This is a genomic window from Aminobacter sp. AP02, assembly GCF_003148805.1.
Classification (GTDB): domain Bacteria; phylum Pseudomonadota; class Alphaproteobacteria; order Rhizobiales; family Rhizobiaceae; genus Aminobacter.
The window spans coordinates 15,838-28,110 of record NZ_QGGX01000018.1 but is presented as its reverse complement, the minus strand read 5'-3'; the positions used below and the strand labels follow the sequence as shown (position 1 = coordinate 28,110).

Below are 12,273 nucleotides of genomic sequence, written 5' to 3'. Positions count from 1 at the left end.
TGCGGTTGCGGAAGTTCTCAGGCCGAAACCGTCGAAGTGGTTTCGTCGACCTTCGGCCGGTTAAGCGGCAGCTGCGTGCCGGTCACCACGAAATAGGCGTTCTCGGCGATGTTGGTGACGTGGTCGCCAATGCGCTCGAGGTTCTTGGCGCAGAACAAGAGATGCGTGCAGGCAGTGATGTTGCGCGGATCTTCCATCATGTAGGTCAGGAGTTCGCGGAAGACCGCATTGTACTGGATGTCGATCTTCTGGTCGTCGACGCGCAGGTTCTTCAGGCCCTCGGCCTGGCGCGCGACATAGAGATCAACGACACCGCGTACCTGGTCGAGCACCAGCTGAGCCATGGTATCGATCGAATGCGAGAGATTGCGGGGCGTCGGCGACTGGCCGACGGCGCCGACGCGCTTGGCGATGTTCTTGGCGAGGTCGCCGATGCGTTCGAGATCGCCCGCCATGCGGATGGCGCCAACCACGGCGCGCAGGTCCTGCGCCATCGGCTGGCGCTTGGCGATCAGCGTGATGGCACTGTTGTCGAGCTCGCGCTGCTTGGCGTCCATGATCGTGTCGTCGGCAACGATGCTCTGCCCGAGCGCCTGGTCGGACGACAACAGTGCGCGGATGGCACCGGCAACCATCGAGCCGGCGAGGTCGCCCATGTCGCGGATGAGCTGGTCGACGTGTTGGAGTTCCTCGTCGAAGGACCGGACTGTATGTTCGCCCATGATTTCTTCCTCGTCTCGTATGCCGCGGCGAAAACGTCCACTCAGCCGAAGCGGCCGGTGATGTAGTCCTGCGTACGCTTGTCGTCGGGGTTGGTGAACATCTTGTCGGTGGCGCCCTCCTCGACGAGATAACCGAGGTGGAACATCGCCGTACGCTGCGACACGCGTGCCGCCTGCTGCATGGAGTGCGTCACGATGACGATAGTGTAGTTCTCGCGCAATTCGTCGATCAGCTCTTCCACCTTGGCGGTGGCGATCGGATCGAGCGCCGAGCAGGGCTCGTCCATAAGGATCACTTCGGGCGCGACGGCAATGGCGCGCGCAATGCACAGGCGCTGCTGCTGGCCGCCCGACAGGCCGGTGCCCGGCTCGTTGAGACGGTCCTTGGCTTCGTTCCACAGGGCCGCCTTCTGCAGGCTTTTTTCGACGATCACGTCGAGCTCGGCCTTGTTCTTGGCAAGGCCATGGATGCGCGGGCCGTAGGCGACGTTTTCGTAGATCGACTTGGGGAACGGGTTCGGTTTCTGGAACACCATGCCGACACGCGCGCGCAGTTCGACGACGTCGATCTTGGGATCGTAGATGTCTTCATTGTCGAGCGTGATCTTGCCGCCGACGCGCGCACTGTCGATGGTGTCGTTCATGCGGTTGAGGCAGCGCAGGAAGGTCGACTTGCCGCAGCCCGAAGGCCCGATCAGCGCTGTCACCTGGTTCTGGCGGACGTCGAGATTGACACCGAACAGCGCCTGTTTGTCGCCATAGTGCACGGTAACCTGGTCGCCGCGCATCTTGATGATTTCATTGGGTCTGTTCATCTCGGCATTCACCGCGTCTTCGAGTTTTTTCTCGGTCATGATGTTCATAGCAGGATACTCCTTGTCCATGCCCTACCAGCGGCGCTCGAAGCGGCGGCGCAGGACGATGGCGACAATGTTCATGGCCATGAGGAAGAGCAAAAGGATGATGATGGCGCCCGACATGCGTTCGACAAAGGCGCGCTCGGCCTCATTCGCCCACATGTAGATCTGTACCGGCAAGGCCGTCGCAGGGTCGAAAGGCGTCTTGGGATAGTCGGCGACGAAGGCGACCATGCCGATCAACAGCAAGGGCGCTGTCTCGCCCAGCGCACGAGCCAGGCCGATGATCGTGCCGGTCAGGATGCCGGGCGCGGCCAGCGGCAGGATGTGCTGAAACACCATCTGCATCTTGGATGCGCCGAGGCCAAGTGCGGCCGAGCGGATCGACGGCGGCACGGCGGCCAAGGCGGCACGCGTCGCGATGATGATCGTCGGCAGCGTCATCAGCGTCAGTACCAGGCCGCCGACAAAGGAAGCCGAGCGCGGCAGGCCGAGGAAGTTGATGAACACGGCGAGACCCAGCAGACCGAAGACGATCGACGGCACGGCGGCGAGGTTGTTGATGTTGACCTCGATCAGGTCGGTGAAGCGGCTCTTCTTGGCGAACTCCTCGAGATAGATCGAGGCAGCGACGCCGATCGGCAATGCCAGAAGCAGCACGATCACCATCATGTAGAACGAGCCGATGAGGGCGACACCGACGCCGGAGGTTTCAGGCCGGCTCGACGCGCCATAGCTGAACAGCCCGGTGTTGAAGTGCTCGGCCATGACGCCTTCGGCCTTGAGCTTGTTCATCCACTCGACCTGCTGGTCCGACACCTTGCGGCGGCTTTCCGGAACGTCGAGGTCGATCTGGCCCTTGAAGGCCGAGTCGAGGTTGGCTGCTGCAAGGATATCGACGTTGCGCGTCGTGCCGATGACGGACGGGTCGGCGGCAACGATCGCCCTGAGCTGGACGCGCGAGCTGTCGGACAGGAAGCCCTTGAGCTTGCGCACCTGCGCCTTGTCGTTGGGATCGATGCCGAGCTTTTCGATCAGCGCGGCTTCGGCGAGCTTGGGATAGTTCGCCGTGATCAGGACATTCGGATCGGTCGCCCGCTTGTTGGACGGGTCGATGATCTTTTCGTCGAAATTGATCGGCAGCGTCACCGTCGTCTGCCAGAAGGCGGTGTAGCCCTTGGAGACGATGGAAGTCAGCATGACGGCCAGGAATGCCAGGCCGATGGCGATCGCCAGCACGCCATACAGGCGGAACCGGCGCTCGGCGGCGTAGCGCTTCTTGAGACCAATATCGCGGCGCGGACGGGCAACCGAGGTGGCAAGCGTGTCGAGCGAAATATCGGTCATTCGTACTGCTCCCGGTACTTCCGGACGATGTAAAGCGCGACGATGTTCATCACCAGGGTCAGCGCAAAGAGCGTGATGCCGAGCGCGAAGGCAACAAGCGTCTGCGGCGTGTTGAACTCGAGGTCGCCGGTCAGCTGGTTGACGATCTTGACGGTGATGGTGGTCATCGCCTCGAAGGGATTGAGAGTCAGGTTGGCCGCGACGCCGGCCGCCAGCACCACGATCATCGTCTCGCCGATGGCGCGGGATGCGGTGAGCAGGATGGCGCCGACGATACCCGGCAAGGCGGCTGGGAGGATGACGCGCTTGATCGTTTCCGAGCGCGTGGCGCCAAGGCCGAGCGATCCGTCGCGCATGGCGCGCGGCACTGCGGTGATGATGTCGTCGGAGAGCGAGGAAACGACCGGGATCAGCATCACGCCCATCACCAGGCCGGCGGTCAGGATCGACTGCGCCTGGATGAACGGCGTACCGCCGGTCAGGGCGGCGCTGATGTCGCGCAGGAAGGGCCCGAGCGTCACGAGCGCGAAGATACCGTAGACGATGGTCGGGATGCCGGCGAGAAGTTCGAGCGCCGGCTTGACCACCGCGCGCACCTTGGGCGCGGCATATTCCGACATGTAGACCGCCGACATCAGGCCGATCGGTACAGCGACCAGCAGCGCAACGAAGGCGATGTAGAGCGTGCCGGCCAGAAGCGGGATCAGGCCGAACTGGCCTTCCGCGCCGCCCGAGCCGGCCGCGGCGAAACGCGGATCCCACACGGTGCCGAAGAAGAAGTTCGTGAGCGGAATCTTTTCGAAGAAGGCGATTGTCTGGAACAGCATCGACAACACGATGCCGATTGTCGTCAGGATGGCGAGCGTCGAGGCGCCGAGCAGGCTCCACAGCATCACCTTCTCGACATTGTTGCGCGCCCTGGCGCGCGGGCTGATGCGGCTGAGCCCAAAACCGACGCCGATCAATGCGAGGCCGATCGAAACGACTGCTGCGATTGTGTCGAGGCGGTCGGAGACGCGGTTGGCGTCCGCCGCGATCGGGATCATGTAGTCCTTGGTGTCGGGCGCCAGCGCCACGCCCTTTGCGGCGAGCATCGGCTGCAGTTCGGCAAAACTCTGCGGCAGCGCGGCAAGCGTCTGGCTATCGAGCCGGCGCATGCCGCTGGCGAGGCTTTTGACAAGGCCCGCCGCGAGGTCTTCATGCGCAACCGTGCCGTCGGCGACGTCGGCGGGCAAGGATGCGTGGATATGGCTGTCGAGATAGGCGCTCGCCCCGGTATCCCAGGCAGCGAGAAACAATACTGCCGGAACCACGCCCGTCAGGAACGCCCACCAGCCGTGATAGTGCGCGCGCGAGTGCGGCTTGACCGTTCCGTCATCTTGCGCACGCGCCCTTTGTCGGCCGACCACGAAGGCGACCAATCCTATGGCGAGTACGATGGCGAAGACGAGCAGGAAAGACATGGGCCGGCCTCGGTGAATTCAGATCATTGTGCCGAACGGAACAGCCGGCGGAATATTCCATGGGGCGGCGATTTTTCCGCCGCCCCATGCGAGTAGATATTACATGGTCTTGCCGGCGCCGAAGGCTTCGCGCTGGGCAGCGCGCTCAGCGTCCGGAGCGGCAACCAGGCCGTAGTCGGCAAGCGGGCTTTCCGGGCCGACCATCTGGTCGTCGAGGAAGAATTCGACATATTCCTTCAGGCCCGGGATAACGCCGAGATGTGCCTTCTTGACGTAGAAGAACAGCGGACGCGACACCGGATACTCGCCTGAAGCAATGGTCTCGACCGAAGGCGTGATGCCGCCCACGGTGGCGACCTTCAGCTTGTCGGCGTTGTTTTCGTAGAACGCCAGGCCAAATACGCCGACGCCGGTCTTGTTGCTGTCGATACGGGCAAGCGTCTCGGAGTAGTCGCCGTCGATGTCGATGGCCTTGCCGTCCTTGCGCACGGCCTTGCACGCTGCTTCGGCAGCCTTGTCGTCGAGGCCCGAAGCCTTGCCGGCTTCAACGCCGCCGAGCTTCTTGCAGCCGGCGATCAGGAGCTTTTCTTCGAAGACTTCACGGGTGCCGTGCTTCTCGCCGGGAATGTAAGCGGCGATGTCCCAGTCTGGCAGGTTCGGGTTGACCTGGTTCCACTTGGTATTCGGGTTGTCGACCAGCTTGCCGTCAACGGCGATCTTGGCGGCCAGCGCCGTGTAGATGTCCTCGGGGGTCAGTGCCCAATCGGGGCCCTTGACGTCGGTCGCGAAGACGATGCCGTCATAGCCGATCTTCACTTCCTGGATTTCCTTGACGCCGGCGTCGACGCAGGACTGGATCTCGTCCATCTTGATCGGACGCGAGGAGTTGGCGATGTCGATGGTGTTTTCGCCTACGCCCTTGCAGAATTCCTTGATGCCGGCGCCGCTGCCGCCGGACTCGACCACTGGGGTCTTGAAGTTGGTGAAGGTTTCACCGAACTGCTCGGCAACGATCTTGGCATAGGGCAGAACGGTCGAGGAACCGGCAACCTGAACCTGGTCGCGGGCCGAGGCATAGCCTACCGAGGCTGCGATCGCGAAGGCAGCGGCCGACGCGGTGAGAAGAGCTTTTTTCATTGGGGCCTGCTCCTGTTGGAGTATCTCGTATGACGCCTTTCTTCGGCGCCCGGTGAGCCAATAGCCCCCCTCTATTACAGTTAGATGACAGTTTCGTGTCACCCCGGTAACGGTCGCTGTGCATAGCGGCCAAGGGGTCGTTTCCTCGATCCTTTGCCGGCGCGAGGCAAACAACAGACAAGCAACGAAAGCAAGCCGCCTACCCAACGGCAAGCCAGCCTTTGCCACCTTCGCCTGTCACATTTCCACAGTCTTCGACGGATAAAGGTCAGATCGCGCCGCGGCGCTCGTCATCCTGCCATGACCAGCGCTCGATCTTTTCGAGCAGGGCGCGCGGACTGATCGGCTTGGGCAGATAGTCGTCCATGCCGGCTTCGAGACAGCGGTCCTTGTCGCCCTTGAGCGCATGCGCGGTGACGCCGATGATGGGCACGCGGATACCTGTGCCACGTTCGAGCTTGCGGATTTCGCCCGTCGCTTCCAGGCCGTTCATCTCGGGCATGGATACGTCCATGAGGATCATGCGCGGGCGGCGCTCGCCATAGGCAGCGACAGCGCGCCTGCCATTGCCGACGATCTCGAAGCTCAGTTCGGTCTCGGCCAGGATCTGGCTGAAAACCATCTGGTTCACCTCGTTGTCTTCGGCAACGAGAATGTCGAGATCGCCCTCCCCTGCCGGCCGCTGGCCGCCACGAAGCCGTGTCACGTTGGTAATCGAGTTGATCGCATTCTTAGCCGGCATCTGCGCCTCGGCCACCTTCACCGGCGTAAGGTTCGGCGTTCGCCGCCGCTGGATCGTCGCCACCAGCGCCTCCAGCAATGCCGACGAGCGCGCTGGCTTGATCAACTGGGCGTCGATGGCAAGGTCGCGGTATCCGGGGCCTGAAAGGGACTGGTCGACCGAGGTCAACATGACAATCGGCGTGTCGGCCAGGGTTGGCGTATGGCGCACAAGCCGTGCCATCTCGGCACCTGTCATGCCGGGCATCTGGTAATCGAGCACGACGCAGTCGACCTTGACACCCAGTGCGTGCGCCGCGCTCAGCACCCGAAATCCTTCCGCGCCGCTTTGGGCGGCACAGGAATCGAACCCCCATGCCGACATCTGTTCGGTCAGGATGGTGCGGTTGACGGCATTGTCATCGACGATCAGCACCCGCGCACCGGTCACGTCGATCAAGGCCGCCGGCCTTGTCTCCAGCCGCGCTGCGTTGGGCAGCGTCAGCGTGAACCAGAAGGTCGAGCCGGCTCCCTCGGCGCTTTCCACACCGATCTCGCCGCCCATCATGTCGACCAGCCGCGAGGTAATCGCCAACCCGAGGCCGGTGCCTTCATGCCGCCGCGTCGACGACGCATCGACCTGGCTGAACTTTTCGAAAACCAGTTTGAGCTTGGCCTCGGGAATGCCGATGCCCGTGTCGGTCACGGCTATATGCAGCTTGGTCTGCTCGCCGTCGTTGCGGCCCGTCACGTCCACCAGGACATGGCCCGCATCGGTGAATTTGACCGCATTGCCAAGCAAGTTGGTGATGATCTGCCTGATGCGCCCGACATCGCCGACATAGACATGCCTGAGATCGGGCTGCATGCGCACGATCAGCTCCAGGTCTTTCTCCTTGGCGCGCGTCGACATCAAGGTGGCGACGTCCTCGATCGCCTCCGACAGGTTGAACGGAATGGGATCGAGCACCAGCTGGCCGGCATCGATCTTCGAGAAGTCGAGGATGTCGTTGATGATCGTCAGCAGCGCGTTGCCTGATTTGACGATGATGTCGGTGAAGGTCTTCTGCTTGGGATCGAGATCGGACTTCGCCAAAAGCTCGGCCATGCCGAGCACGCCATTCATCGGCGTGCGGATTTCGTGGCTCATGTTGGCGAGGAATTCCGACTTGGCGCGGTCGGCCAGCACCGCACGGCGCTGCGCCTCCTCAAGGTCGGCCTCACGCTGCTTCAGTTCGGTGATGTTGGTCGTTGACCCGATCAGGTAGAGCGAGCCGTCGGACGCCACCATCGCGCTCTTGCGGGCAAACTGGTGTCGCACCGTCCCGCCCGGGTCGGTCGCCGTCTCCTCGACCTCCACGGTCGAGCCGTTGCGCATCACTTCCCGGTCGGCTTCCATGAAGGGTTCGCCTTCTGGTCCGAAAATCTCGAGGTCGGTCTTTCCGATCGCTTCCTGCTTGGAATAGCCGGTCAGTTCGCACCACCCCTGGTTGACATACATCAGCCTGAGGTCGTCGTGCTTGGCGTAGATCGAGACCGGTACATTGTCGATGAGGCTGCGGAACACCTCGTTTTCGCGCATGCTTTCCTGCAGCGCCCGTTCGCGCAACTTAAGCTCGGTGATATCGACACGCACGCCGATGAACGTACCGTCGGCCAGCCGCTGGTCGAAGACCTGGTACCAGCGTCCGTCGGGATTGCGCCGCTCCCTGACCGCCTGGCTGGTGTGGTACCGGGCAGTCATGCCCTCGACCCACGCCTCCGGATCGGCGTCGTAGAGGGCATCGAGTTCGGCGTCGCCCGTGTCGCGGTAGTAGCCGGAGCGTTGCGCCACAACCAGGCTGTCGCGCAGCGAGCTTCCTTCGGTCATGACACCGTCGAGTGCAGGCAGCGCGTTCTTGAGCTTGTGGTTGGCAAGCACGAAACGGTCGTCACGATCGTAGATCACGACGCCTGCCGGCAGCGACTCCAGCACCTCGGCCAACCGGTGGCGCGCCTCGACCGCCTCGACTTCGCGCTGCTTCATCGCGCTCACATCGTAGTAGGAGACCAGCCGCTTGCCGCCCGATAGTGCGGTGACCGAATAAATGATGGTGCGGCCGTCGGCGCGGTGGAACTCGCGCGGCGCGACATCGCCGGCCAGTATCTCGGACTCGCGCGAGACGACATAGCCTTCCCACTTGTCGTCGGCGATTTCGTAGACGCCATTGTGACGGTTGACGTCCATCAGCGCCCGGAACGGGCAGCCGGCGGCAACCTGATCGACGGTGACGTTCCAGATGTCGTAGAATGCCCTGTTGATGAACAGGACGCGGAGTCCGGCATCGACCAGCACGACGCCCATGTTCATCGAATCGATGGTGCGTTCGAGATCGGCATAAGGCAGGTTTGCCGCTTCCAGGGCCCGCACATTGCGTTCCTCGATCGTCAGCACCTGGCCATTTGCCGGCTTGCCGGCCGGATCATCGTCGTCCGACCCCAGAATGTTCCGCATCCGTCAGCCCTGCGTGCAAGGGCGATGCTGCTCCCCCGCAACTCGCCGCAGCGAACCTTGCCGCAGAAGCATTAACGACTGACTAACCTTAACAAGGCCCATTCGGCCTAATCGTCGTTGGCGGCATTCAATTCTTCGGGCCGCATGCCGCCATTGGGATCGACAAGGCCGAGCGACCTGGCCAGCACCAGCCGGCGCGACTTGAGCAAGGGCGAAAGGGCCGCCTGCACGTCAGGCATGCGCGGATTGCGCTCATGCGCCGCAACAGCGGCTTCATCGGCATAGAGCTCGTTGACCATCACCTTGTTGGCGACCGGCGTGCCGTCGCGTTCCACCGGCTTGATCACCTCGAAGCGCAGGCAGCCCGGCTCTTCCTGCAATGTCGCGCGCGCATGCTCAGAGATCAGGTCGAGGAATTGCTCCTCCGCCCCATCCAGTGTTTCGAATTCGACGATGATGGTCATTTCAGCCAAAGGTTCATGCCTTTCCTGCGATCCGCGGTCTGGTACCGCCATTCAGCGCCACGGCGCCGACCGTTGCGGCAGGCTAAGTCATGCCGGGGTTGTTGGGAAGGCTGCAGCGGGTCTTGCGACGCACCGGCGGGCAGAAGGGTGTGCAGCCCGCCGGGCGTTGCCGAAGACGCGCACTCGATACATTGCGCAGGCCAATGGTGCGTAGCTGATGGTGAACAATTGATGAAGGCAGCCGATCACTGTGGATTTCGACCTGTAACGGAAGCACGAAAACAGGGAACTTTCCCTTCATTGTGGAGTTCATTCCCAGGTGAAAGCGAGCGTGGTCTTTTCCTTTCAACCACGCTCATAAAGAGCCCGCCGCAGCCCCTTGCGGCGGGTTTTTTCAATTGATTGGGCCGGGCCGTCCTGCAATTCCGATGCAACCCAGGGTGACTCGACATAGCTTGGGTTGTAGAGCAGACTTTCCGCCCTGAAAATGACCTACGCCAGCATGCAACCTTTGCCTCAAGGAGGCATTTTGATGCAATCGCCTGCGGCAGATGTTTCCACACGACGTGACGATGCTCCACACTATCCCCATTCCATGTCGGTAGGCATGGAAGGTGTTTGAGCACCGGGGCGGTCAGTTCCCCTGACCGTGACAGCAGGCAGGCAAAACTCACCAGCAAGCATAAAGACAAAAAACAAGCACCCCATGGGAGAAGACTATGGAGCACGTACTTTTCACCCAGCCTAACTCCCCGATTTATCCCAAAGATCTCGCGCTTCTTCAGCGCGTGTTCGACCAGATTTGCCTCGAACGCGGCGAAGACCCGGGCTCGGTGTGGGCAAGCGAAATTGCGAGGACACTTCTCAAGCTCTATCGAAGCGGCGTGCGTGACAAGGATCTGTTGCTGGCAAGCATACCCCGCTTCAGGACAAGAACCGCTGCCTGAGGCTCAGGCGGCTTGCGGCTGAACTGGACTTCCCGAAAGCGCTCCGGCTTTCGGGTCAGGGAAGCACCTATCGCTAGCCGCATGGTCCCGTTTCGAGGCGCACCTTTGACAGTTTGCGTCGTGCGGCCCACCAGACGAACTCCAGAATTTCCGTAAATCGGCTGTTCGCCTTTCAGCCATTGATCCCGCGCCGCTGAAAAGCGACAATGACGCCCGGCAGGGGGCCATCGAATCCGGGCATATGACGCAACGTCTCGCCACGCTGGTTGCCATCATCGTCGTCAGCCTCGCCGCATCGCCTGCGGCTGGGGTCGAAGCGAGCCGTGGCCGAACCCTGCTCACCGATCCACATCAACACAATCTGGCGACGCTCTACCAACGATGGCCCAACACAGCCGCCGACTACGTCACCGCGATGATGCGCTATCGCGACGCTGCGGAATACGAGGAGCTGCCGCCAAAGGTCTACCCGTTCATCATGTCCTACGGCCGGCCCCTTGGCGGACCTTGGACCTGGACAGCGCCGAACGGTTCTCACGTCCGCCGGCTACGTGACGGCTCCTTGCGCATCAGCATGACCGATCAGCTCGGCAACTGGTTCGTCGACATCCTTTGCACGGATACCGGCTGGCCAGTGTTTTCCTGTAGCGACGGCATTGAACGGGTGGCCGCAGCGCCAATCCCCCAGGTGCTGGTCATCGACGGCGTCGAATTTTCCAGGACCCTGCCACCACCGACGGAACCTTGGCCAACTCCACAGGACGGCGAGGCCGCCGAGCCCTGATCCACTCGCTGCGTCAGGGAACGTCATCGCTCGCCACGGGACCGCCTTCGCCTTCAAGCGTCGACAGGCGCCGGGTCACCGAACGGCTGAACTTGAGGCGCACCCCCGCGCCATTGGCGCCCTCTTCCGGAATGAACACGGCCCCGAGCCGCTCGAGCGCCGATTGCAGCGCAAGGACGGTGTCGTCGGCAGGTATCGTTATCTGCCGCTCGAACGCCTCGATGACCTGCTCCTCCACACTCGACGCCGTCGCCAGCTTCGCGCGCGTGATTTCAACAATCGCACGGGCAGCCTTGCAGATTGGTCCGGTCATCATGAGCACAGTCTCCAGTCGAAGCGGCAATGCGCAAGGCGAAAACCTTGCCTGCACTGCGGGTATGAGTGCGGAGAAGCTACGATGACCGGCATCACCGCCACAAGGGCAGCCGGTCGCCGTGGACGATCTGTCGCCCCGCAAGCCTAGCCCCAGGCTGCCCCATGGAGCGCATTGAGCGGGAACTTCAGATAGCGCTTGCCGTTGGCTTCGGGCTCGGGAAACCTGCCGCCATTTATGTTGATCTGCAGCGCATGCAGGATCAGCTTGGGCATCGGCAAGGTGCTGTCACGCTCGTTGCGGAAAGCCACGAAGTCTTCCTCGCGTTCATAGCGCGTCAGGTGGATGTTCTGGTTTTTCTGGGCGGCAACGGTGCTTTCCCAGCGTGGTTCACGGCCACCTGGCTGATAATCGTGGCCGACAAAAATGCGGGTATCGTCGGGCAGTGCGACGATGTCCTGGATCGTGGCCCACAGCGAGTTGGCGCTGCCGCCGGGGAAATCCGTGCGCGCGGTGCCGCTATCGGGCATGAACACGGTGTCATGCACGAAGGCCGCGTCGCCCACGACATAGGTGACCGACGCCAGCGTATGGCCGGGCGAAAACATCACCCCGGCCTTGATGCCGCCGATCTCGAACGTGTCGCCCTTTGCGAACAGGCGGTCCCACTGCGAGCCGTCGGTACGCAGGCTCGGCCAGTTGTAGATGCCGGCCCACAGCTTTTGCACGTCGACGATGCGCGCCCCGATCGCCGTCGGCGCGCCGGTCTTGGCTTTCAGATAGGACGCCGCCGAGAAATGGTCGGCATGCGGGTGCGTGTCCAGGATCCACTGCACCTCGAGATCCTGCGCACGAACGAACTCGAGCAGCCGGTCGGCATTGGCGGTATCAGTCGCACCCGACTTCTCGTCAAAATCGAGAACCGGATCGATGACGGCGCACTGCCTGGTGCGCGGGTCGGACACGATATACTGCACCGACCATGTCCGCGGATCGAAGAAGGCGGCGATATCGGGTCTTGCCAT

The 12,273-nt window shown here is 62.4% G+C and carries 11 protein-coding genes; 2 read left to right on the top strand and 9 right to left on the bottom strand.

The features are described 5' to 3' along the window. Positions 1 to 17 precede the first annotated feature (17 nt). The 7 genes from phoU to C8K44_RS20880 form a co-directional block, all read right to left on the bottom strand. Entirely contained in the window at positions 18 to 722 is a 705-nt protein-coding gene (gene phoU, locus C8K44_RS20910) for a phosphate signaling complex protein PhoU (protein WP_109577706.1), read from the bottom strand. A 41-nt stretch (positions 723 to 763) separates the two neighbouring features. Next, positions 764 to 1,585 (bottom strand): phosphate ABC transporter ATP-binding protein PstB, encoded by an 822-nt coding sequence (gene pstB, locus C8K44_RS20905; protein WP_109577705.1) that lies wholly within the window; start codon positions 1,583 to 1,585, stop codon positions 764 to 766. Positions 1,586 to 1,609: 24 nt separating this feature from the next. Further along, positions 1,610 to 2,926 carry a phosphate ABC transporter permease PstA gene (gene pstA, locus C8K44_RS20900; protein WP_109577704.1) on the bottom strand — a complete coding sequence of 439 codons (1,317 nt, stop codon included), beginning with the start codon at positions 2,924 to 2,926 and terminating at the stop codon, positions 1,610 to 1,612. After that, complete coding sequence (gene pstC / locus C8K44_RS20895; protein WP_109577703.1) at positions 2,923 to 4,389, bottom strand: phosphate ABC transporter permease subunit PstC; 1,467 nt, start codon at positions 4,387 to 4,389, stop codon at positions 2,923 to 2,925. Before pstC ends, pstA begins: the two co-directional genes overlap by 4 nt. 99 nt (positions 4,390 to 4,488) lie before the next feature. Beyond that, positions 4,489 to 5,526 carry a substrate-binding domain-containing protein gene (locus tag C8K44_RS20890; RefSeq protein WP_109577702.1) on the bottom strand — a complete coding sequence of 346 codons (1,038 nt, stop codon included), beginning with the start codon at positions 5,524 to 5,526 and terminating at the stop codon, positions 4,489 to 4,491. 268 nt (positions 5,527 to 5,794) lie between these two features. After that, positions 5,795 to 8,740 carry a response regulator gene (locus tag C8K44_RS20885; RefSeq protein ID WP_109577701.1) on the bottom strand — a complete coding sequence of 982 codons (2,946 nt, stop codon included), beginning with the start codon at positions 8,738 to 8,740 and terminating at the stop codon, positions 5,795 to 5,797. A 107-nt stretch (positions 8,741 to 8,847) separates the two neighbouring features. Beyond that, complete coding sequence (locus C8K44_RS20880; protein ID WP_109577700.1) at positions 8,848 to 9,204, bottom strand: putative quinol monooxygenase; 357 nt, start codon at positions 9,202 to 9,204, stop codon at positions 8,848 to 8,850. A 719-nt stretch (positions 9,205 to 9,923) separates the two neighbouring features. On the opposite strand from C8K44_RS20880, the gene C8K44_RS20875 reads away from it, so the two are divergent. Then, positions 9,924 to 10,151 carry a hypothetical protein gene (locus tag C8K44_RS20875; protein ID WP_109577699.1) on the top strand — a complete coding sequence of 76 codons (228 nt, stop codon included), beginning with the start codon at positions 9,924 to 9,926 and terminating at the stop codon, positions 10,149 to 10,151. Between the two features lie 241 nt (positions 10,152 to 10,392). Then, entirely contained in the window at positions 10,393 to 10,935 is a 543-nt protein-coding gene (locus tag C8K44_RS20870; protein WP_109577698.1) for a hypothetical protein, read from the top strand. A gap of 13 nt (positions 10,936 to 10,948) precedes the next feature. On the opposite strand, the gene C8K44_RS20865 is transcribed toward C8K44_RS20870, so the two are convergent. Then, complete coding sequence (locus C8K44_RS20865) at positions 10,949 to 11,251, bottom strand: hypothetical protein (RefSeq protein ID WP_109577697.1); 303 nt, start codon at positions 11,249 to 11,251, stop codon at positions 10,949 to 10,951. 143 nt (positions 11,252 to 11,394) lie between these two features. Next, entirely contained in the window at positions 11,395 to 12,273 is an 879-nt protein-coding gene (locus C8K44_RS20860) for an MBL fold metallo-hydrolase (RefSeq protein WP_109577696.1), read from the bottom strand.

Coding starts and splice junctions, on each gene's coding strand:
- pstB (WP_109577705.1), bottom strand. CDS start 1,585: ATGAACATCATGACCGAGAAAAAACTCGAAGACGCGGTGAATGCCGAG.
- C8K44_RS20860 (WP_109577696.1), bottom strand. CDS start 12,273: ATGGCAAGACCCGATATCGCCGCCTTCTTCGATCCGCGGACATGGTCG.
- C8K44_RS20890 (WP_109577702.1), bottom strand. CDS start 5,526: ATGAAAAAAGCTCTTCTCACCGCGTCGGCCGCTGCCTTCGCGATCGCA.
- C8K44_RS20885 (WP_109577701.1), bottom strand. CDS start 8,740: ATGCGGAACATTCTGGGGTCGGACGACGATGATCCGGCCGGCAAGCCG.
- pstC (WP_109577703.1), bottom strand. CDS start 4,389: ATGTCTTTCCTGCTCGTCTTCGCCATCGTACTCGCCATAGGATTGGTC.
- C8K44_RS20870 (WP_109577698.1), top strand. CDS start 10,393: ATGACGCAACGTCTCGCCACGCTGGTTGCCATCATCGTCGTCAGCCTC.
- pstA (WP_109577704.1), bottom strand. CDS start 2,926: ATGACCGATATTTCGCTCGACACGCTTGCCACCTCGGTTGCCCGTCCG.
- C8K44_RS20880 (WP_109577700.1), bottom strand. CDS start 9,204: ATGACCATCATCGTCGAATTCGAAACACTGGATGGGGCGGAGGAGCAA.
- C8K44_RS20865 (WP_109577697.1), bottom strand. CDS start 11,251: ATGATGACCGGACCAATCTGCAAGGCTGCCCGTGCGATTGTTGAAATC.
- C8K44_RS20875 (WP_109577699.1), top strand. CDS start 9,924: ATGGAGCACGTACTTTTCACCCAGCCTAACTCCCCGATTTATCCCAAA.
- phoU (WP_109577706.1), bottom strand. CDS start 722: ATGGGCGAACATACAGTCCGGTCCTTCGACGAGGAACTCCAACACGTC.